This is a genomic window from Rhodovulum sp. HP10 (assembly GCF_047553435.1).
Classification (GTDB): Bacteria; Pseudomonadota; Alphaproteobacteria; order Rhodobacterales; family Rhodobacteraceae; genus Rhodovulum.
Genome location: NZ_CP180201.1, coordinates 2,182,239 through 2,203,413, shown reverse-complemented (window position 1 = coordinate 2,203,413; position 21,175 = coordinate 2,182,239). Strand labels below are relative to the sequence as shown.

Annotated in this window: 17 protein-coding genes and 1 pseudogene; 8 read left to right on the top strand and 10 right to left on the bottom strand. The window is 67.4% G+C overall.

The annotated features are described in order from the left end of the window. Positions 1 to 412 precede the first annotated feature (412 nt). The gene (locus ACK8CO_RS10350; RefSeq protein ID WP_414896568.1) at positions 413 to 2,332 is read right to left on the bottom strand and encodes a bifunctional 5-dehydro-2-deoxygluconokinase/5-dehydro-2-deoxyphosphogluconate aldolase; all 1,920 of its coding nucleotides are present in this window, start codon (positions 2,330 to 2,332) and stop codon (positions 413 to 415) included. Between the two features lie 9 nt (positions 2,333 to 2,341). Continuing rightward, positions 2,342 to 3,196, bottom strand: coding sequence for a MurR/RpiR family transcriptional regulator (locus ACK8CO_RS10345; protein ID WP_414896567.1), 855 nt, complete (start codon positions 3,194 to 3,196; stop codon positions 2,342 to 2,344). Between the two features lie 157 nt (positions 3,197 to 3,353). On the opposite strand from ACK8CO_RS10345, the gene ACK8CO_RS10340 reads away from it, so the two are divergent. Genes ACK8CO_RS10340 through ACK8CO_RS10320 form a run of 5 tightly spaced genes read left to right on the top strand, consistent with a single transcriptional unit; the run spans position 3,354 to position 8,620 of the window. Next, positions 3,354 to 4,385: an L-idonate 5-dehydrogenase gene (locus tag ACK8CO_RS10340; protein ID WP_414896566.1), complete on the top strand. Its 1,032-nt coding sequence runs from the start codon at positions 3,354 to 3,356 to the stop codon at positions 4,383 to 4,385. Beyond that, positions 4,382 to 5,806: a mannitol dehydrogenase family protein gene (locus ACK8CO_RS10335; protein WP_414896565.1), complete on the top strand. Its 1,425-nt coding sequence runs from the start codon at positions 4,382 to 4,384 to the stop codon at positions 5,804 to 5,806. Before ACK8CO_RS10340 ends, ACK8CO_RS10335 begins: the two co-directional genes overlap by 4 nt. Continuing rightward, the gene (locus ACK8CO_RS10330; RefSeq protein WP_414896564.1) at positions 5,799 to 6,296 is read left to right on the top strand and encodes a TRAP transporter small permease; all 498 of its coding nucleotides are present in this window, start codon (positions 5,799 to 5,801) and stop codon (positions 6,294 to 6,296) included. Before ACK8CO_RS10335 ends, ACK8CO_RS10330 begins: the two co-directional genes overlap by 8 nt. Positions 6,297 to 6,300: 4 nt before the next feature. Beyond that, positions 6,301 to 7,593, top strand: coding sequence for a TRAP transporter large permease (locus ACK8CO_RS10325; protein ID WP_080617751.1), 1,293 nt, complete (start codon positions 6,301 to 6,303; stop codon positions 7,591 to 7,593). Between the two features lie 22 nt (positions 7,594 to 7,615). Beyond that, the gene (locus tag ACK8CO_RS10320) at positions 7,616 to 8,620 is read left to right on the top strand and encodes a TRAP transporter substrate-binding protein (RefSeq protein WP_231119170.1); all 1,005 of its coding nucleotides are present in this window, start codon (positions 7,616 to 7,618) and stop codon (positions 8,618 to 8,620) included. A gap of 176 nt (positions 8,621 to 8,796) precedes the next feature. Here the strand turns inward: ACK8CO_RS10320 and ACK8CO_RS10315 are convergent. The 3 genes and pseudogenes from ACK8CO_RS10315 to ACK8CO_RS10305 form a co-directional block, all read right to left on the bottom strand. Continuing rightward, positions 8,797 to 9,561 (bottom strand): annotated as a pseudogene (locus ACK8CO_RS10315) (transposase); the annotation flags it as partial. Positions 9,562 to 10,085: 524 nt separating this feature from the next. After that, on the bottom strand, positions 10,086 to 10,940 hold the full coding sequence (locus tag ACK8CO_RS10310; protein WP_414896563.1) for a universal stress protein: 855 nt from the start codon (positions 10,938 to 10,940) through the stop codon (positions 10,086 to 10,088). Positions 10,941 to 10,955: 15 nt separating this feature from the next. Further along, the gene (locus ACK8CO_RS10305) at positions 10,956 to 12,440 is read right to left on the bottom strand and encodes a SulP family inorganic anion transporter (RefSeq protein WP_080617754.1); all 1,485 of its coding nucleotides are present in this window, start codon (positions 12,438 to 12,440) and stop codon (positions 10,956 to 10,958) included. Positions 12,441 to 13,176: 736 nt separating this feature from the next. Here ACK8CO_RS10305 and serB point away from each other — a divergent pair. Continuing rightward, on the top strand, positions 13,177 to 14,055 hold the full coding sequence (gene serB / locus ACK8CO_RS10300; protein ID WP_414896562.1) for a phosphoserine phosphatase SerB: 879 nt from the start codon (positions 13,177 to 13,179) through the stop codon (positions 14,053 to 14,055). Here serB and arfB read toward each other — a convergent pair. From arfB to ACK8CO_RS10275, 5 genes are all read right to left on the bottom strand, one after another. Next, positions 14,052 to 14,474, bottom strand: a complete 423-nt coding sequence (gene arfB / locus ACK8CO_RS10295) for an alternative ribosome rescue aminoacyl-tRNA hydrolase ArfB (protein ID WP_080617756.1) — start codon at positions 14,472 to 14,474, stop codon at positions 14,052 to 14,054. The two genes, serB and arfB, sit on opposite strands and share 4 nt — an antisense overlap. A 365-nt stretch (positions 14,475 to 14,839) precedes the next feature. Then, positions 14,840 to 15,460 carry a queuosine precursor transporter gene (locus tag ACK8CO_RS10290; protein WP_080617757.1) on the bottom strand — a complete coding sequence of 207 codons (621 nt, stop codon included), beginning with the start codon at positions 15,458 to 15,460 and terminating at the stop codon, positions 14,840 to 14,842. Between the two features lie 113 nt (positions 15,461 to 15,573). Continuing rightward, the gene (gene mepA, locus ACK8CO_RS10285) at positions 15,574 to 16,485 is read right to left on the bottom strand and encodes a penicillin-insensitive murein endopeptidase (RefSeq protein WP_080617758.1); all 912 of its coding nucleotides are present in this window, start codon (positions 16,483 to 16,485) and stop codon (positions 15,574 to 15,576) included. After that, entirely contained in the window at positions 16,470 to 17,846 is a 1,377-nt protein-coding gene (locus tag ACK8CO_RS10280; RefSeq protein WP_414896561.1) for an MFS transporter, read from the bottom strand. The genes mepA and ACK8CO_RS10280 overlap by 16 nt, the downstream gene beginning before the upstream one ends. Before the next feature lie 107 nt (positions 17,847 to 17,953). Then, positions 17,954 to 18,487, bottom strand: coding sequence for an acyl-CoA thioesterase (locus ACK8CO_RS10275; RefSeq protein WP_080617760.1), 534 nt, complete (start codon positions 18,485 to 18,487; stop codon positions 17,954 to 17,956). A gap of 152 nt (positions 18,488 to 18,639) precedes the next feature. Between ACK8CO_RS10275 and ACK8CO_RS10270 the strand changes: the two genes are divergently transcribed. Next, a complete protein-coding gene (locus tag ACK8CO_RS10270; protein ID WP_080617761.1) occupies positions 18,640 to 18,927 on the top strand; it encodes a YggT family protein in 288 nt (95 codons plus the stop codon). A gap of 141 nt (positions 18,928 to 19,068) precedes the next feature. Further along, positions 19,069 to 21,111: a DNA helicase RecQ gene (gene recQ / locus ACK8CO_RS10265; protein WP_080618099.1), complete on the top strand. Its 2,043-nt coding sequence runs from the start codon at positions 19,069 to 19,071 to the stop codon at positions 21,109 to 21,111. The last annotated feature ends 64 nt before the right edge of the window (positions 21,112 to 21,175 follow it).

Genomic DNA, 21,175 nt, shown 5'->3' with positions numbered 1-21,175 from the left:
GGGTATCCTTGCGGTGGAGCCCGCGGCTATATTGCGCCTTCCGCTTGCATTTCTTGCGCTGCTGGAGGGAAGGTCTCCGTCAAAGCGCGGACCGGCGGGTTGCGCCGATCCAGCCTCAGCATCGCGATGGAGGCAAGGGATTGTCCCCCGGAGCATTTTTCAACCCGCCGCCCCGACATTGGGAGGCATCTGGCTGCAGGCCGGGCAGGCAGGATCAGAGGCGAAGGCCGCGATCCGAAAATGGATTCCCTTTCGCAATCCCGCGCGCCCCCCAACCGGAACGGCGCTCCGGGCGGAGAAAGGGCATCATTCATCCCGATGACCAAAGGCAGCGCATGGCTCGCTGTCCCTGTCCGATCTGCGGGGCCCGGTTGCCGCCTTTGCCCAGGGCTCAGGGTCCAGGGCCTAGGGCTCAGGCGGCCTTCGCCTGACGCGCAGCCTGCCAGCAGTCGATGAGTTCCTCGAAACGGCTTTGCATCCGCGCCTTCGCGACGTCATCGTCGATCTCGCCCGCCAGCCACGCCCGGGCCGCGGCGCCGAAGATGGTGCGGCCGACCGCGAAACCGCGCACATGGCTGCAGGCTGCGGCACGGGCGATGCTCTGGGTCAGGACATCGGCCGGGGCATCCAGGCCCAGGAGCAGCACGCCCCGGCACCAGCGGTCATTGCGCTCGATCACCGCGCTGACCCCGGCCCATCCGGCCGCGCTCTGGTCGGGCAGCTTCCACCAGTCGGGGCGGATGCCCTCGTCATAGATCTGCTGCATCGCCTCGGCGGTGGCGGTCTCGCCGCGCTTGCCTTCGGCCGTGCCGATCACCTCGATCAGATATTCGTGGCGGCTGAGCCGCGCGGCCGAGGCCAGGCGGTGCAGCTGGTCGAGCTGGGTCCGGCGCAGGACCTCGGGGTCGTCGGGATTGTAGAAGACGAGGCATTTGATGACGTGATCGCGGGGCCAGGAGGCGACCTCGGCGCCAAGCGAGGCCGCGCCCTCGAATTTCAGCGGGCGCGAGCCGGGCAGCTCGACCGGGCGGCCGATCCAGACGGCTTCCTTTTCGGCCCGGAACAGGGCCTGCCGACCATGGGTGCTGTCGAGCAGGGTGCCGAGCATGATGTCCGGGCGACGCGCCGCCAGAATCGCATCAAGCGCGAGATCCTTGAGCCGGGCGATCCGCGCCGGATCGGCGCCGCATTGCGCGGCCATGTCCTCGAGCTGGACGCGATGGTCGATGGCGAAGGCGCAGACATTGTCCCAGTGGCCGCGCCGCGTTGTCGCCCAGTGGACATGTTCCAGATCGGCATCCTCGCGCAGCCGCGGGTTGACGACGCCGCGCTCGAGGAAGAACTGCAGCTCCTCCCAGCTGGGATAGGCGGGCGCGCAGCCATGCCGCGACACCGCGAAGGCACCGCAGGCATTGGCGATGCGGCAACATTCCTCAAGGGCCAGACCGCGCACATAGCCGCGCAGGAAGCCCGCCATGAAGCCGTCTCCGGCCCCCAGAACGTTGAAGACCTCGACCGGGAAGCCCTGCGAGGAGATGCCCTCCTCGAGATCCTCGGGAATGGCGTCGGGGAAGACGAGGCAGCCCTTCGGCCCGGTCTTGAGCACGATCATCGCCGCCGTGAGCTTGCGGATATTGACCAGCGCCTCGCGGGTATCGGTCGCGCCTCCGGCGATGCGCACCTCGTCATCGGTGCCCACGACCACATCGCAGCCGGGCAGGATGCTCTGGACCCGTGCCGTCACCGCCGCATCGGCGACAAAGCGGATATCGCCGTCGCCCGCGCCCAGCAGCCCCCAGAGATTGGGGCGGTAATCGATGTCGAAGATCACCTTGCGCCCGGCCTCGCGCGCGATCCGCATCGCCTTGAACGAGGCGGCCTCGAGATGGGGCTTCGAGAAATGCGTTCCGGTGACGACGATGGCAGCGGCCGAGCGGATGAAATCGGGGTCGATATCGGCCTCGGTCAGCGCCGCATCGGCGCAATCGGTGCGCACGAAGAGCAGCGGGAAGTTGCGGTCGTCCTCGAGGCCCAGAAAGGCCAGCGCCGTCAGCCGCTCGGGGTCGGTCGCAAGGCCGCGCGTCTCGACCCCCTCGGCCTCGAGCGTCTCGCGCACGAAGCGCCCCATCTGGTCATTGCCGACCCGGCTCAGAAGCGCGGTCTTCAGCCCCAGCCGGGCCCCGCCGATCGCGATATTGGTCGGGCAACCGCCCACATATTTCGAGAAGCTCCGGGCGTCTTCCATGCTGCAGCCGACCTGGTCGGCATAAAGATCCGCACAGGTCCGGCCAATGGTGATGATGTCGTAGATCGGAGAGGGCTGACTGGACATGGGACTTCCTCAGTCTTCGTTGTCGGATCGCAGTTCGGCGCAGAGCGTCCCGGCCCGGATGGCCAGGATCAGCGCCAGTGAGATGGTCGCGTTGAGCGAGCGGAACCCGTCGACGCTGGCCTCCGAAAGCTGGAACCAGCAATCGGCGTGAATGAAGGGGGCGCGGGTCAGATCGGTGATGGCGATGGTGCGCGCGCCGGCGGCCCGGGCCCGTTCGAAGGCCCCCACGGTCTCTTCGGCGCTGGGGCTGAACGAAAAGGCGACGAATGTGTCCTCGGGCGAGATCATCACCATCTGCTGATCGAGCGTGCCGCCGCTGCCGTCGAGCAGATTGGTCGGCACCTCCAGCCGCGAGAGGTTGTAGGCAAGATAGGTCGCGGCGGTGAAGGTGCGCTTGTGCGCCATCACATGGACGATCCGCGCCTCGGCCAGCATCCGGGCGGCGGCCTCGACCCGCTCGACCGGAGCGGCCTGCCGCAGCGCACGCAGCGAGGCGATGCCCGCCTCGACGAAGCGGTCGGTCATCTCGGCGGTGTCGCGTGCGGCGCCGCTTTTGGCCAGATCGCGGATGCGGTCCTGATAGGGTGTGGAACTGGCCTGCAGCTGCGCCCGGAACACGGCCTGCATCTCGGAAAAGCCCGAATAGCCGAAATGCTGGGCGAAGCGGACGATGGCCGAGGGCGCGACGCCGATATCCTCGGCCAGCGTGGCAGCGGTGCGAAACGCCACCGAAGAGGGATCGCGAAGGACAAAATCCGCGATGAGTTTCAGGCGTTTGCTCAGATCGCCATGGGCGTCCGCAATGGCTTCGCGCAAACTGTCGAAATCGGCCGCAGGCGCCGGATTCTCGCTGTCGGTGCTCATGGCCTGCGCTCCCCGTCCATCTGTTTGCGACACGGTCTCCCCCCCGCTCGACAGCATTTTTAGAATTAATATTCCATCTTGACTGCTGCGTGAATGGTATGTTCTAAATTTTTCCGCATCAAGTGCAAACTTCTTGCGCCTCAGGGAGGAGGGGAACGTGAAAGCTTGTGTCATCCATGGTGCCGAGCGGGTGCTCATCGAAGAGGCGCCGCGCCCGGATCCTGCCCGCGGACAGATCCGCCTGCGCTTCGCCTTCGGCGGCATCTGCGGGTCCGACATCCATTATTTCCAGCATGGGCGGGTCGGCGATTCGATCCTGCGCGGCCCGATGGTGCTGGGCCATGAATTCTCGGCCGTGGTCGATCTGCCGGGCGAGGGCGTCGAGGGCTTCGCGCCCGGCGACAAGGTGGCGGTGACACCGGCCCGGCCCTGCCTGAGCTGCGATCAGTGCCGCCGCGGTCTCACCAATCTCTGCACCGACATGGCCTTCATGGGCAGCGCCGCACGGTTTCCGCATTGCGATGGCGGCTTTGCCAGCGAGCTGGTGGTCGAGGCCCGGCAATGCATCGGCCTGCCGCAGGAGGCCGATCTGCGCCATGTCGCCATGGCCGAACCCTATGCGGTGGCGCTGCATGCCGCGGCGATGGCGGGCGATCTGACCGGCGCGACGGTGCTTGTCACCGGTGCGGGCGTCATCGGCCAGATGTGCGCGACCGCAGCCCGGGCCGCCGGGGCCGCCCGCATATTGATGAGCGACATCGCCCCGGCCGCGCTGGCGCGGGCCCGCGACCTGGGGGTCGACGAGGTCTTCGACGCGGGCGATCCGGCCGCGATGGCCGCCCTGACCGACAGCCCCCGCTGCGACGCGGTCTTCGAGGCCTCGGGCGCGGCCGCGGCGCTTGGCACCGCCATCGCGGCCGCGAAGCCCCGGGGCACCGTGGTGCAGGTGGGCTTCCTGCCGCCGAAGGCACCGGTCGATCTGGCAAAGCTGCTGACCCGCGAGATCCGGCTGGTCGGCACCTATCGCTTCATTGACGAATTCGCCGAAGCCGTGCGCCAGATCGTCGGGGGCGAGGTCGACCTGCGCCCGATGATTTCGGCCGACATGCCGCTCGACCGCCCCGAAGAGGCCTTCGCCCGGGCGCTCGACAAGACCGCGGCTCTGAAGGTGATGGTGCATTTCCCATGATGTCGGCCCTGACCTACAGGCCCGGGGCGCTGCGCCCGCGGGCGGCGCATCTCGGGGTGGGAGCGTTCCACCGGGCCCATCAGCAAAGCTATTACGACGATCTGGCCCGCGCGGGCGGCGACTGGGGCGTTGTCGGCATCAACCTGACCCCGCCCGATCTTGCCGCGCGCCATGCGGCGCAGAACGGGATCTATGCGGTGCTGACCGATGACGGCCAGACCCGCGCCTGCCGCGAGATCGGCACCCTGCTCGGCCTGCATGACGCCCGCACCGCGCCGGATGTCGACTGGTCCGGGATCGATTTCGCCACGCTGACCATTACCGAGAAGGGCTATTGCCACCGCTCGGGCAGCTTCGGGCTCGATCCGGCGGCGGTGGCGGACGACCTTGCCGCTCCCGAGGCGCCGGTCACCGCGATCGGCTATCTCGCCTGGATGCTCGAGCGCCGCCGCCGGGCCGGAGGCGGGCCGATCACGCTCGCCAGTTGCGACAATGTCGCCGATAACGGCACGCTTCTGGGCGCGGTCCTGCGCGACTATGCGGCGCGCGCCTTCCCCGGCCTGCCAGACTGGCTGGACCGGAACGTCGCCTTCCCGACCTCGATGGTCGACCGGATCGTGCCCGCGATGTCGGCCTCCAGCCGCGCCCGGCTCGAGACGGCCTGCGGCGGGCCGGATGCTCTGGGCGTGGTCGCCGAGCCCTTCCGCCAATGGGTGATCGAGAACCGCTTCGCCGGGCCGCGCCCAGCGCTGGAACGGGCCGGGGTCCAGATCGTGGACGATCTGGCGCCGTATGAGCACATGAAGCACCGGCTTCTGAACGGGCTGCAATCGGCCTATGCCGAGCTCGGACGCCTTTGCGGACACGAAAGCAGCCATGACGCGGCGACCGATCCGGTGCTGTCGGACTGGGCCGGTCTTTTCCTGCAGGCGCAGGCCGAGACGCTAGCCTGCCCCGAAGGCGAGGACCTCACGGCCTATGGCCGCACCAGCCTCGCGCGGCTGCAGAACCCGACCATCCACCACCCGCTGAACCAGATCGCGAGCGATGCGAGCTTCAAGCTGCCGCAGCGCATCGCGGCCCCGGCCGCCGAACGGTTGGAGCGCGGGGCCCCGGCCGAGATCCAGGCCATGGTGCTGGCGGGATGGGCGCTGCAGGCGGGCGACACGAGGCCCGACAGCACCGGCATCCCGACCCGGGACCCGATGGGCGACGAGATGGCGCGCCGCCGCGCGGCGGCCGGCGATGCGGCCGGTTTCGCGCGCGAGGTGCTGGCGCTGCCGCTCTGGCCCGCCCGGCTGGGGCAGGATGAAGGCTTTGTCGCCGACATGGCGCGGTGGCTGCGTGCCTTCGCGCAGGGCGATCCCCGGCAGCGCCGGGCGCAGATCGACGATTTCGCAAGGGAGAGGGCGCATGCGTAAATTCCTCGGAGGCCGCACGCCGGAAGAATGGCTGGGGGCGATCCTGATGACGGCCGTGGTGGCCCTTTTGGGCTTTCAGGTCGTCGCACGCTTCGGCATGGGGCGGTCCTTCAGCTGGCTCGAGGAAGTCAGCCGCTTCGCCTTCGTCTGGGCGGTCTATTTCGGCTTTGTCATCGCGGCCGAGGGCGACCGGCATATCCGCGTCTCGCTGCATCTCGGGCTGCTGCCGACGAAGCTGCGGCTTGTCATGCTGACGCTGGCAGATCTGCTCTGGCTCGGCTTCAACGCCGTCGTCATCTGGTACGGCTACCAGTTCACCGTCTCGATGTTCGAATTTCCCTACATCTCGCAGACCACGGGTATCAACCTGGTCTGGGTGCAGATGATCGTGCCGCTCGGATTTGCCTTCATGTCGATCCGCATCCTTCAGGTGATGGTCCGCCGCTGGCAGACCGGCGAAGGCCCGGCCGACGCCCGTATCGGGGACTGAGGCCATGGATCCGACCCTTCTGATGGCGTTGTCCTTCGTCCTTCTGCTGCTGATCGGCGTGCCGGTCGGCATCTCGATGGGGCTTGCCGCGGTGCTGGCGATGACCAGTGCCAACATGCCGATGTCCTATCTCGTGCAGACGGCCTATTCGGCGGTCGACGAGTTCACCATCATCGCCGTGCCGATGTTCATCCTGGCCGGCACCCTGATGGAGAAAGGCGGGCTGACCCAGCGGCTGATCGGCTTCTCGCGGGCCATTGTCGGGCCGTCGCCGGGCGGGCTGGCCACCGTGACCATCGTCGCCTGCACCTTCTTCGCCGCGATCTCGGGCTCGGGCCCCGCAACCACCGCGGCGATCGGCTCGATCATGATCCCGGCGATGATCCGCGATGGCTATGACAGGGGCTTCGGCGCCGCGATCACCTCTTCGGCAGGCGGCATCGGCGTGGTCATCCCGCCCTCGATCCCGATGATCATCTACGGCATCACCTCCGAGACCTCGATCAGCGCGCTCTTCGTCGCGGGCGTGGTGCCGGGGCTGCTGCTGGCGGTGGTGCTGTGGCTCACCAGCCGGTTCATCTCGGTCCGGCGCGGCTACAGCTCGGGCGATGTCGAGGCGCGCAGCCTGCGCAATATCGGCCGCGCGGCGCTCGAGGCGAAATGGGCGCTGGCCGCACCGGTCCTGATCCTCGGCGGCATCTATACCGGCGCCTTCACCGTCACCGAGGCCTCGGTCGTGGCGGTGCTTTATGCGCTCTTCGTCGGCATCTTCGTCTATCGCGAGATCCGGATACCGGTCTTCGTCGACGCGGTGGTCTATGCCGTGCGGATCACCGGCACCGTGATGCTGGTGCTGGTCACCGGGCGGATCATCGGCCGGATGCTGTCGATGTTCCAGGTGCCGCAGCTGGTCTCGGGCTTCCTGATCGATACGGTCTCCGACCCGATCATGCTGATCGTCCTCGTCCTGGTGCTGCTGGTCTTCATCGGCATGTGGATGGAGACGCTGACCCAGATCATCATCCTGACCCCGCTGCTGCTGCCGGTGGTGGCCAATGTGGGGATCGATCCGATCCAGTTCGGCATCATCTTCGTGATCGCCTGCGAGATCGGCTATTCGACGCCACCGCTCGGGGTGAATCTCTTCGTCGCCTCCGAGATCGGGGAAACCACGGTCGAGAAGGTCTCGAAGGCCTCGATCCCGTTCCTGTTCGCCGAGATCGCCGTGATGGCGCTGGTGGCCTTCGTGCCCCAGCTGACACTGTGGCTGCCCGGCTTGCTGGGCTTCATAAACTGAGTTTCAACCGGAGGAGACCATCTTGAAACCGTTCATCAGAACCCTTGCCACCGCCGCGCTGGCCCTGTGCGTCGCGCTGCCCGCAGCCGCCGCCGACTACACCATGCGCCTCAGCCATGGCGACAACGAGAACAACCCGACCCACAAGGGCGCACTCAAGTTCCAGGAGCTGGTCGAGCAATATTCCGACGGCCGGATCAAGGTGCAGATCTTCCCGTCGAACCAGCTTGGCTCTGAACAGGAAGTGGCCCAGGCGCTGCGCATGGGCTCGATCGAATCCGAGATCCTCTATACCGGCAACCTCGTGCCGCTGGCGCCCTCGGTCGGCGTGATGATGCTGCCCTATGCCTTCACCTCGAACGAGGAGGCGCATGCCGCCATGGATGCGCTGAAGGGCCCGCTGAACGAACGCCTGCCGAAAGAGGCCGGGGTGCGCGTTCTGGGCTATTTCGAAAAGGGCTTCCGCGTGCTGACCAATGACCGGCGCGAGGTGAAGACGCTGGACGATCTGCAGGGGCTCAAGATCCGGGTCTCGAAGAACAACATCGCCATCGACACCTTCAAGTCCTGGGGGCTCGACCCGATCCCGATGGCCTGGGCCGAAGTGTTCCCGGCGCTGCAACAGGGCGTGATCGACGGCCAGGAGAACCCCTATACCACGGCGATCTCGTCGAAATTCTACGAGGTCCAGAAATACATCACCGAGATCCACTATCTGATCTGGTCGGGGCCGATCATCGTCTCCGAGCGGTTCTATCAGGGGCTGCCCGCGGATCTGCAACAGGCGCTCGACCGGGCCGGCGAAGAGGCCGCGCAATATGAGCGTCAGGTCTCGGCCGAGGAAACCGAAGCCGCCAAGAAGAAGCTCGTCGAGCTGGGTATGACCCTTACCGGTGCGCCCGAGGACGAGGAGAAATGGCAGGAAGCGGCGAAAGCGCTCTGGCCCGGTTTCGCCGATGGCATCGGCGGTGCCGACTGGGTCGAGGAAGCCACCCGGATCATGAACGACGCCATCGCGGCGCAGTAACACGTCCCCCCGACACCCCGGCATGGGGACGGCAGGCAGGACACGGGCCCGGAACAAGACCGGGCCCGTTTCATCTTGAGTGTCCACTACAACACCGAGCGCCCGCATCTGGGTTACCGAAACATGGGGCGACGTCCCATCGAAACCGTAATGTCATTCGTTAGCCAAGAAGGTTAAGTTAACACATTGCAGCCCACCAGCCCGCTGTTGCGCGCGCTCGTGGCCATAGCGCGGGCATCGGGATCAGTCAGGGAGATCTGGCCGTCCGGCGCATCGGCCAGAGCCTTGTCCATGGCCATCAGTTTCTCGATTTCCCGCTTGAGCCGCCCGTATCGATGCGCCAGATGCGTGACCTTCTCCAACCGCGCTTCGCCTGTTTCCTGCCGGTCGATGCGCACCATCTCGGTGATATAGCGTTCGACATCGGCCTCCAGATGCGCAAGACGGCTGGCGATCTTGCCCTTGGTGAAGTTCTTGTTGCGGTTGTTTACCGCCTTGAATTTGCTTCCGTCGATGGCCACGCAATCGCCTTTCAGCGTGCCGATCCGCCGGCACAGCTCCACGAATTGCGCGCAGGTCTTGCGGATGGGCGATCCGTTCTCACGCCGGAAATCCGCAATGGTCTTGTGATCCGGCACCAGGCGCCCAAGCAGCCACATCACCTCGACATTGCGCCCGGCCTCGCGCTCCAGCCTGCGGCTGGATGGGATCCGGTTGAGATAGCCATAGATGAATAGCTTCAGCAGAACGGCGGGATGGTAGCCGGGCCGCCCTGTCCGCGCATGCGCCGCGCGCACGAAACCAAGGCCCGCCAGATCAAGCTGTTCAACAAACAGATCCACCACCCGAACCAGATGATCCTCATCGATCCAGTCCTCAAGACGGTCCGGAAACAGCGTCACCTGGTCGCGATCAACACCTTCAATAAACCCGACATACATGCACTCCTGTAACGCAGAAAACATACCGCATCTTGGGGCTTCCACAAAGCCTCGGCCGGAAGCGGACATGACTATTTGCAGCGAGAACGGCAGCTTCGTCCCGTATAGCAGGCACGCTCGCGGGGCGCGTCGAAGGTTCGGTTTGGGTCAGAAATGCGTGGCAGTGGGGTCAGGATTGCTTGCCATTGCCTCGCGACCAAGACCCGGAAATCCATGGGGTCGAGTCGCTTTCGCATGGCATTCGACATCCGGCAGCGGCCCGCCGGAAAGCCCGCCCCGAGCCCCGGCCCCGACAGGCGCCCGGCCCGGATGACCTTGCGGCTGAAGGCGGCAAAAGCCGTCAGCCGTACCTGTCGGCGGCGCACGCCCACTGCCGCCCCCCGGGTCATATCGGCACCGGGCGCGGCATCGCGGGCCATCGCAACGAAGAGAGGCCCTGCCGAGGGAAAAGAACGGGCCGCGGGAGACGTCACGATGCGGACCGGAACCGAGCATGTCCGGACCGCCTGCCCGCCCCTCGCGACCTAGCGCATGAGGACGACCGGAACCTTGCAGGACCGGATCATCTCGGTGGTGGTCGAGCCGATGACAAGGGTCCGTATGCGGGAATGCCCGTAGGCGCCCATGACCAGAAGGTCGATGCCATCCGTTTCGACCAGATCGGCCAGGGCCTTGTCCGGCGCGCCTTTCAGGATCTTCGCCTCGGCTTCGTGACCGCCCGCATTCAGCGTGGCACGCGCATTCTCCAGCGCACGGCGCAGATCGGCCGTTTCCTGACCGGCGGTGGCCACGATCACCTTGAGTCCGGCAAACATCGGGTCACGGGCGACATAATCGACCGCCTTCATCGAGGAGACGCCGCCATCATAGGCGATCAGTACCCGGTCTATCGGCGAGAAGCTGCGGTTCGAGACGAAGACGGGCTTCTGACTGGCGCGCACGATCCGCTCGAAATTCGAGCCGAGATGCGGGCTCTCCAACCCTGCGGCCTCGCCCCGCTTCCCGATCACGATCATCTCGGCCGCCGCCTCTTTCTGCTCGACGGTGTTGACGATGTCGTCCTGGCGCAGCCGGGTGATGACATCGGCGACGCCTTCACGCTCGATCAGAGCCCTGGCATCCTCGAGGATCGCCCGCCCCTGGGCCTGCGAAAGCTTGGCGTGCTGTTCGTCCAGATCGCTGAGCTGTTCCATCAGCCGGGTCCGCGCGCCCAGCCGGATCGAGCCGGACAAATCGCGCCGCCCCTGCGCCCGGCGCGGATCGAGCACATGGTAGAGCTTGACCTGCGCCCCGGTGCGTTTCGCGATCCAGGCCGCGTGGCGGCAGACGCTTTCGGAATAGGCCGAGCCATCGACCAGGGCCATCAGCATGGCTGTCATCGTCACATCTCCCCTTCAGTGGCCCAACAGATCGTCCATCGCGCCGGGCTTGTCATGGACGGCAAGCCTGTCGACGATGGTTTCCGAAGCGGCGTTCATGCCCTCGATCTCGACCTCGGCGCCCTCGCGGCGGAACTTGAGCACGGCCATGTCCAGCGCCGCAACGGACGAGACGTCCCAGATATGCGCGCGGCTGACATCGATGGTGACCCGCTCCAGCGCCTCCTTGAAATCGAAGGCCCGCATGAAGCGCTCGGTCGAGGCGAAGAACAGCTGGCCCTCGATCACATAGGTACGTTCGCGCCCGTCGGGCGAGATCTCGGAGCGGACCTTGAACAGCTGCGCGATCTTGGCCGAGAAGAAGATGCCCGACAGCAGCACGCCGACCAGAACGCCGATCGCGAGGTTGTGGGTGTAGACCACGAAGAACACCGTCGCCAGCATCACGATGGAGGACGAGCGCGGATGATCGCGCAGGTTCCGGATCGACGACCACGAGAATGTCCCGATCGAGACCATGATCATGATCGCCACCAGCGCCGGCATCGGGATCTGCCCCACCAGATCGCCCAGAACGACGATCAGGAACAGAAGCATCGCCCCCGCGGTGAAGGTCGACAGCCGCCCGCGCCCACCCGATTTCACGTTGATCATCGACTGGCCGATCATCGCGCAGCCCGCCATGCCGCCGATGAAACCGGTGCAGGTATTGGCGATGCCCTGCCCGATGCATTCCTGGTTCCGGTCGCTGGGCGTGTCGGTCAGATCGTCCACGATGGTCTGCGTCATCAGGCTTTCCAGCAGGCCCACCGCGGCCACCCCGATCGAATAGGGCAGGATGATCTGCAGCGTCTCAAGCGTCAGCGGGATGTCGGGAATCAGGAAGACCGGCAGCGTATCGGGCAGATCTCCCATATCCGACACGGTACGCACATCGATCCCGAGCGCCATCGTCACCGCCGTCAGAACGATGATCGTGATCAGGGGCGAGGGCACCGAGGTCGTCAGGAGCGGAAAGAGATAGATGATCGCAAGCCCCGCCGCGACCATCACATAGGTCACCCAGCTCACGCCGATCAGCTCGGGCACCTGTGCGATGAAGATCAGGATCGCCAGCGCATTGACGAAGCCCGTGATGACCGAACGCGAGACGAAGCGCATCAGATGGCCCAGCTTCGCCAGCCCCGCCCCGATCTGGATCAGCCCCGCCAGCACGGTGGCCGCCAGCAGGTATTGCAGCCCGTGCTCCTTTACGAGGGTCACCATCAGAACGGCCGTCGCCGCTGTCGCGGCCGAGATCATGCCGGGCCGTCCGCCGGTGATGGCCACGATCACCGCGATCGAGAAGGAGGCGTAAAGCCCGATCTTCGGGTCGACACCGGCGATGATCGAGAACGCGATGGCCTCGGGGATCAGGGCCAGCGCAACGACCAGCCCGGCGAGGATATCGCCGCGGATGTTTCCGATCCACTGATCGCGATAGGCGTAGAGTGCGTTCATGGTCACTCCTGTGGCGGGCCGTCGACGCTCCGGCAAGGGGCGCGGCGGTCCGGGGTGTTGGGGGGTCCGGAAGATTGGCGCTGAACGGCCAGCACCCGGCAGGCGGCCGGGCCCGGGGCGGGACGCCCTCCGCATACAGAAATACGACGCAGAGGCAAACAGCCAAACCTTCCCGGAACCGAAGGACATGGCTGCCGGGATCGGGAATTCGGAAACCGTTCGGCCCGGCCCTGCCAGTGCGCAGCACCCCGGAGACCGGCGGCCCAAACCCGCGCTGGGAGGCCCAGGCCCGCCCCTCAGCCCGCTTGCCCGGGTGGCGGCAAGGGGCGGCTCCGGAACGCCTGGCTCGCCATGGCCCGGCGCAGGCCCCCGGTCATGGCAACACGCGCCCCGCGAATATCTAGGATCGGGTCAGAGATGAGAAGCAGGACCGGGCGGCAGTGGCGCAAAGGAGCCGAGACGGCCCCGCGCATCCAGGTCGATCCATGCAATTGGCGGCCCGGGAGAACCCGACTGCGCCCGGCCGGCTTTTCCGATACCGGGCCGGTTCGGGCCGGAGCAGCACAAGCCTCTGCAGCAACCGAAGGCCACGGCGTGATCCTCTCGGTTGGCCGCAAGGGGCCTCCGGCCGCGGCGGATGCGTCGGCGCCCGCTCTGGCGCAATAGCGAAAGCTCGGCTATTGCGACGCATGACCGGCCTCTTGCGGCCATCTCTGTAGCCGATCGGACCTGCCCCATGTTTGTCGTCACCCTGCTCACCAACCCCGCGCAGCCCGCGCTGGAGCGCGGCACCGTCGAATCGCTTCGGAACGCCTGGGGCGGCGGCGAGGCGGTGTGGCTGGCGCCCGGCATCGCCGCCGAGTTTCCGCTGGCCGACCTGCCCGACAATTTCCCCGAGGTCTGGGCCGATCTGCAGAAGCTCGGGATCGACCTTGCCGCGCAGCCCGCCCGGAACCGCCGCAAGCAGCTGCTGATCGCCGACATGGATTCGACCATGATCCGACAGGAATGCATCGACGAGCTGGCCGCCGAGGCGGGGGTCGGTCCGCGCGTGGCCGAGATTACCGCACGGGCGATGAATGGCGAACTCGATTTCCACGGCGCGCTGCGCGAGCGGGTCGGGCTGCTCAGGGGGCTTGATGCCGGCGTGATCGACAAGGTCCTGGCCGAGCGGATCAGCTTCATGCCGGGCGGCCGCACGCTCGTTGCGACGATGAAGGCCAATGGTGCCCATGCGCTGCTGGTCTCGGGCGGCTTCACCAATTTCGCGGCGAAGGTCGGGGCCGCGCTCGGCTTTGACGACTACCGCGCCAACACGCTTCTGATCGAGGACGGGCGCCTGACCGGCACCGTGGCCGAGCCGATCCTGGGCCGCGAGGCCAAGGTCGAGGCGCTGCGCGAGGTGACGGCGCGGCTGGGCATCGGGCTTGAGGACGCGCTGGCGGTCGGCGACGGCGCGAACGATCTGGGCATGCTGGGGCTGGCCGGGGCGGGTGTTGCGTTGCATGCCAAGCCCTCGGTCGCGGCCCAATGCGAGCTGCGGGTCAATCACGGCGATCTGACCGCGCTGCTGTATCTGCAGGGCTACGCCCAGCCCGATTTCGTCGAGGCCTAGTCGGTCTCGTCGACCGACCCGCGCAGCGCCTTGACCGCGCCGCGTTCCTTCTTGGCGGCGAGCCGCCTGCGCTGAGAGCCCAGCGTCGGCCGGGTCGGCACCCGCCGCTTGGGTTTTTCCAGCGCCTTCCGGATCAGTTCGGCCAGCCGCTCGCGCGCGATCTCGCGGTTGCGGGCCTGGCTGCGGGTCTCCTCGACCCGGATCAGCACAGCGCCCTCCTGGGTCCAGCGCCGCCCCGCCAGCCGCTTCAGCCGCGTCTTGACCGGGCCGGGCAGGTTCGGCGACCGTTCGGCCTCGAAGCGCAGGTCGACCGCGGTCGAGACCTTGTTTACATTCTGCCCGCCGGGCCCAGACGAGCGCGAGAAGACCTCGGTAAGCTCCCAGTCCTCGAGGACGAGCGTATCGGTGATGCGCAGCATGGGGCGGAGACTATCGCGGCGGACGCCGGGTGCAAGGGCCCGCGACAGCGGAACGGCGCAGCATGGTTAAGGCGCGGGAAGAAGACCCGGTGTAAGGCGGGCAGGCCAGGGCGGAAGAGGTTCCGGGATGGAGGGGTCGGAATGGAAAGGGCCGTTCTTGCGAACGGCCCCGAGAGCTACGGAGATGGCCCGGTTAGAGCATGGGCCCAATCAAAGGTTTACAGTCCTTGGGGTTGCCCTCAGACCACGGCCCCCCTGACTGTTCCAAGACCCTTCTCCAATATCACTCTAGACACTGGACCACCTCCTTTCTGCTGTTGCCGTTGAGCTCAGCCTGCCACAGATTTGGTATATGTAAAGTTAATTTACGCAAGCTGTGCGGTGAGGCGCCTTACGATTAGGCGAAACGGCACAAGGGCGATCAAGGCGAGGGCAAGTTTCACACTCCAGTCCGCCATCGCGAGCGACACCCAAAGCGGCACCTGCGGCCCGACGCCCAGCAGCGGCAGCGTCTCGCCGGCCCAAGAGACGTCGTTTGCGGGCTCGAGAAAGCTCAGCGCGCCGGAAAAGGCGACGGTGAAGAAGATCGCGGTATCGACGCTCGATCCGATCAGGGTCGAGGCCAGCGGCGCCCGCCACCAGCGTCCGGCGCGCAGCCGGTCGAAGACAGCAACGTCCAGCAGTTGCGCGCTGAGGAAGGCCAGCCCCGAGGCCAGCGCGATGCGCAGGGTGACAAGCGGGCCGAACTCGCCCTGGATCTGGGTGCCGATGAAGGAACAGATCACACCCATCACGAAGCCCGCCAGAACCACGCGGCGGGCGGCGGCCACACCGTAGACGCGGTTCATCACATCGGTCACGAGAAAGGCCAGCGGATAGGTGAAGGCGCCCAGGGTCAGCCACTGGCCGAACAGGATCTGGACGAGGATATTCGAGGCCACGACAATGGCGGCCATGGCAAGGATGCCGGGAAGAAGACGGGTCATGCTGCGGGTTCCGTTTTGGCAAGGTCGCGGAGACTTGGCCCGCACGGGGGTGCACCCGCGGGACGCGGCTTCCTACTGCCCCGCCCCCGGCCTGACAAGTCCCGATTGAGCGCTCAGTCGGCCGCCAGCACCCTGCGGCATTCGCGCGGCAGGTCATCCATGGTGTAGTCGCGGGCGCCGCGCTTCTTCGGCGCGGGCTTGGCCGGCGGCTTCGGACGGGCCGCCTTTTTCGGCGGGTCGAGATAATCGGTCACCCACCAGGTCAGCGTCTCGTCGCAGCCGTCGCCGCCCTTCGACAGCTCGGCCACCGTCGGCCGCTGCGTCACGCAATTGCGCGCGCCGCCCGGGCATTTCAGACGCACATGGAAGTGATAATGATGGCCGTAATAGGGGCGGATCTTCTGCAGCCAGTCGCGATCGGCCCGGGTCGCATGCCGGCACATCTCGATCTTGACCGGGGCAGTGACGAAGATCCGGTCGACCGCAGGGTCCATCGCCGCGGCGCGCAGCAGGGCGGCATGGGCCGCGGTATAATTGCCGTTCACCCGGCGCTGATCGGCCGAACGCACCGAAATCGACGAGATCGACTCGCGATCGGCCCGGCTGAGGGTCAGCCGCCCGGGCGGCAGCATCCAGATATCGGCATCGAGCCCGATCTGATGCGAGGCATGGCCGCTGGTCATCGGCCCGCCCCGCGGCTGGCTGATATCGCCGACATAGATGCCCTTCCAGCCGATGGCGGCGGCGCTGGCGCCCAACCTCTGGATGAAGGCGATCATCTCGGGCTGGCCCCAGTTGCGGTTCCGCGACAGCCGCATCGCCTGCCAGGTCGGGCCGGTCTCGGGCAGCTGCACCAGCCCGGCGGCGCAACCCCTGGCATAGCTTCCGATGGGCTGGGGCGCCTGCCGCGAGGCCCGCTTTTCGGCCCCGAACAGCGAGGCCGCCGTCGGCGCCGCAAGCGCCGGGGCCGCCATGGACAGGGCCAGCAGGACCGCCAGGCCGGTTCCGATCAGGATGCGTGCCATCTTTCCGTCCGTTCTCCCTCTGCCCGGACGAAGCCTAGCAGACCGAGCCCCAGCAGGAAAAGCACAACCAGAGGCACAATGCCCGCAGGCTGCGAGCCGCTCAGATCGGTCACGATCCCGATCGACATCGGCGCGATGAAGGCGGTGGCCTTGCCCGACAGCGCGTAAAGCCCGAAGCTTTCTGTCATCCGCGCCGGGTTGGCCTGGCGCACCATCATCGTGCGGCTCGCGCTCTGCATCGCGCCGCCGGCCGCGCCGATCACCGCGCCGACCGCGTAATAGGCGATGTCGGGCAAAGCCGAGCCCGGGGCGACCGGCAGCCACAGCACCGCCTCGCGCGAGATCGAGATCGCCAGAACCGCCGCGGCGATCAGCGTGACCAGGCAGACCACGATCACCGGCTTGGGCCCGAAGCGACGGTCGGCGCGACCGCCGAGCCAGGCGAAAAGGGCCGCAGCGATCACCGCGAGGATGCCGAAGACGCCGACATCGACCACCGACCAGCCCAGCACCCCCGCAGCATAGATGCCGCCGAACACATACATGCCGTTCAGCGCATCGCGGTAGAACATCGAGGACAGAAGATAGGCCGACAGGCTGGGCGTGCGCGGCAGCCGCCTCAGGGTCCGGCCAAGCTCGGGCAAGGCCTCGGCCAGCGCCCGGGTCACGGTCGCGGTTCGGGTTCCGGTTCCGGGACGGCGCGGCAGCTTCAGCCAGAGGAAGAAGGGGATCATCGAGACCGCGTACCACAGGGCCACGAAGGGCCCGACCGCGCGGGTGCCCTCGCGGGTGGCGGGGTCGAGCCCGAAGACCGGCGGCAGGCCGATCAGCGTGCGCCCGGTCTCGTTCTCGGCCAGGAAGGCCAGCGTGATCACCAGCGCGATCAGCCCGCCGACATAGCCGAAGGCCCAGCCCGAGCCCGAGATCCGCCCCAGCTCGGCGCGCGGCCCGAGCTCGGGCATCATCGCATTGACGAAGATCGCCGAGAATTCCATGCCAACGAGCCCGAGCCCGAAGAAGCAAAGGACCAGAGGCAGGCTGAAGCCGGTCGGATCGGCACACCAGAGCCCGGCCGCGCCGATCACGTAAAGCGCCGAGAACAGGGCGATCCAGCGCATCCGGTAGCCGCTGCGATCGGCGACGGCGCCCAGCACCGGCGCCAGCAGCGCGACCACCAGACCCGCCGCGCCCACGCCATAGCCCCAGGCCGCCTGCGCGGCAGAGCCGTCGCCCAGCAGGTCCTTGACATAGGGCGCGAAGATGAAGGTCAGCAGAAGCGTCGCATAGGGCTGGCTTGCCCAGTCATAGAACCACCAGCCCCAGATCCGCCGCCGGGCCGCAGCCTCTGTCACCCCTGTCATCGCCTCTCCGTCCGCGCCATACCGCAACCCGCTCATCTGACAGGCTTTCCGCCGTCGCCGCAATCGGTCTTCGCCGGCCTGCACCAGACTCTGGCGGCCCGCCCGGCTCAGTCGGTCATCGGCGGCCAGGGTCGCTCGGCCTCGGCCGCGATCCAGGCCTGCACCCAGCCGGGCAGCGGCGGCGAGGCCGTCTCCTGCCCCATCGCCGCCATCAGCCGCGCCGTCGGCACGATGCCGTTCCGGTCGGTCACCGCCGCGCGGTAGAGCGCATGATTGGCACAATTGCCGTGCCGCCACATGCCCTGCTCGATATAAAGGAATTTGTCATCCCAGCCGACGCAGCGGCTCCGGATCTCGAAGCTGTCGAACATCTTCACCCGGCGGCGGTAGCGCACCGAGACGCCGGCCATGGTCAGCGCCCAGCGCTCGCGCCTGAGCACGCCGATCAGCCCGACCCGTTGCGCCAGCGGCAGCCGCCCCAGATCCAGCAGGGTCAGCGTGCGCCCGTTGTTCAGCTCCATCCACATGTCGAGATCCCAGGGCCAGCAGACATGGCGCGAGACATGGATGCCGGTCAGCGGCAGCGGCTCGGCCTTGCGGTGCAGGTAGAGTTCCTTGAACAGGCGGAAGAAGGGATACATCGGCGGGTTCCGTCGCGCTTGGGGCCACCCTGCCTCGCCCGGGACGGCCCCGCGGTCAAGGGACTCGCTGCGGAAAGCGTGACGGAAAGCCCGTTGCGCGCCGGCGCCTGTCCGCCTACCTCTGGGGCAACCGCCCCAGGAAAGGCCTGCCCATGCTGTCTCTGTTCCAGATCCTCCTGCTGATCCTCGACATCGTCTGGTTCATCATCATCATCCAGATCATCATGTCCTGGCTGATCAGCTTCAACGTTCTCAACGTCTACCAACCGCTGGTGCGCCAGATCTGGTCGGGCCTGAACCGGCTGCTCGAGCCGCTCTATTCGCCGGTGCGCCGCATCCTGCCCGATACCGGCGGGCTCGATCTCGCGCCGCTGATCGTGCTGATCGCAATCTATGCGCTCCGGATCATCATCGCCAACAACATGATGGTCTTCGCCTGACCTGCTGACGGCTCCCCCGGGCCGACGGCGTCCCGCGCTCCGGCGGCGGGGCCAGGGCGTTGGGACCGGGGGTTGTTCCCGCACAGCCGCTGTGGGATGGTCCGTGCCGCCGAGCCGCCCTTCAGGAAGGCCATGGAGCCCATGGACCGTACCCACGCCCTTTTGCAGTCGATCTTCGGCTTCGACGCGTTCCGTCCCGGTCAGCAGGACATCGTCGAGGCCGTGGCCTCGGGCCGCAACACCCTTGCCATCATGCCCACCGGCGGCGGCAAGTCGCTGTGCTTCCAGCTGCCCGCCTTGCTGCGCGACGGCGTGACCGTGGTGATCTCTCCGCTGATCGCGCTGATGCGCGACCAGGTGCGCGGACTGACCGAGGCGGGCGTGCCCGCAGGCGCGCTGACCTCGGGCAATACCGACGAGGAAACCCGCGCGGTGTTCGAGGCGCTCGAGGCCGGGCGGCTGAAGCTTCTCTACATGGCGCCCGAACGGCTGGCCTCGGGCGGCACCGCGGCCATGCTGCGCCGGATCGGCGTCGGGCTGATCGCGGTCGACGAGGCCCATTGCGTCAGCCAGTGGGGCCATGATTTCCGCCCCGACTACCTGCGCATCGGCGAGCTGCGCCGGGCGCTGAACGTGCCGCTGGCGGCCTTCACCGCCACCGCCGATGCCGAGACCCGGGCCGAGATCGTCACCCGGCTGTTCGACGGCGAGGCGCCCGAGACCTTCCTGAGGGGGTTCGACCGCCCGAATATCCGGCTCGCCTTCAGTCCGAAGGACCAGCCCCGCCGCCAGATCCTGGCCTATGCCGCCGCCCGCAAGGGCCAGTCGGGCATCGTCTATTGCGGCACCCGCGCCAAGACCGAAAGCCTCGCCAGGGCCCTCGAACAGGCCGGCCACAGCGCCTGTGCCTATCACGGCGGGATGGAGGCCCAGGACCGCCGCGCGGTCGAGGCGCGGTTCCAGACCGAGGACGGGCTGATCGTGGTCGCGACCGTCGCCTTCGGCATGGGCATCGACAAGCCCGATATCCGCTGGGTCGCCCATGCCGACCTGCCGAAATCCATCGAGGCCTATTACCAGGAGATCGGCCGCGCGGGCCGCGACGGGGCGCCGGCCGAGACGCTGACCCTTTACGGCCCCGAGGATATTCGCCTGCGCCGCAGCCAGATCGACGAAAGCGCTGCCCCGCCCGAACGCCGGGCCGCCGATCATGCAAGGCTGAACGCGCTTCTGGGGCTGGCCGAGGCGATGGACTGCCGGCGCCAGACGCTTTTGGGCTATTTCGGCGAAGAGGCCGCGCCCTGCGGGTATTGCGATCTCTGCGACAACCCGCCCGAGCGGTTCGACGCCACCGAGGCGGTGCGCAAGGCACTGTCCGCGATGCTGCGCACGGGCGAGTATTTCGGCACCGGCCATCTGGTCGACATTCTCACCGGGGCAGACACCGCCAAGATCCGCGAGCGCGGCCATGACAAGCTGCCGACCTTCGGCGTCGGGCGCGAATTCGACAAGCGCGGCTGGCAGGCGGTGTTCCGTCAGATGATGGGCCGCGATCTGGTCCGCCCCGATCCCGAGCGCCACGGCGCGCTTCGGATGATGGAGGCCGCGCGCCCGATCCTGAAGGGCGAGGCGACGATCGAGCTGCGCCGCGACACCATCGCCGCGGCCGCCGCCGCGCGGCCCGCCGTCAAGATGCTGGTCAGCGAAGAGGATGCGCCGCTCCTGTCGGCGCTGAAGGCCAAGCGCCGGGCACTGGCCGAGGCCGCGGGCGTGCCCGCCTATATCATCTTCACCGACCGCACCCTGATCGAGATGGCCGAGACCCGGCCCGAGACCCTTGACGCCATGGCGCGGATCTCGGGCGTCGGCGCCACCAAGCTCGAACGCCATGGCGCCGAGTTCCTGGCGGTCATCACCGGCACCGAGGCCGAGCTGCCCCATCCCGCTCGGCGCAAGCTGGCGGGGGGCGGGGCCGGCGATCTTTACGACCGGCTGATGGAAACCCAGTCGCGGCTGGCACGGGGCGAGGATGGCTGCGAAAAGCCGCTGAGCTGCACCGCCTCGCAGGTCGCCAAGCTGGCCGAGATCCGGCCCTCGGACATGGGCACGCTGACCCGGCTTCTGGGCGAGCGCCGGGCCGACCGCTTCGGCGCGGCCTTCCTCGACGTGCTGGCCGAGGGCTGAGGCGCCTGCCCGGGCCTTTACCCCGGCCGCAGGGCTGCTATCACTCGCCCGAACCTGCAGGAGG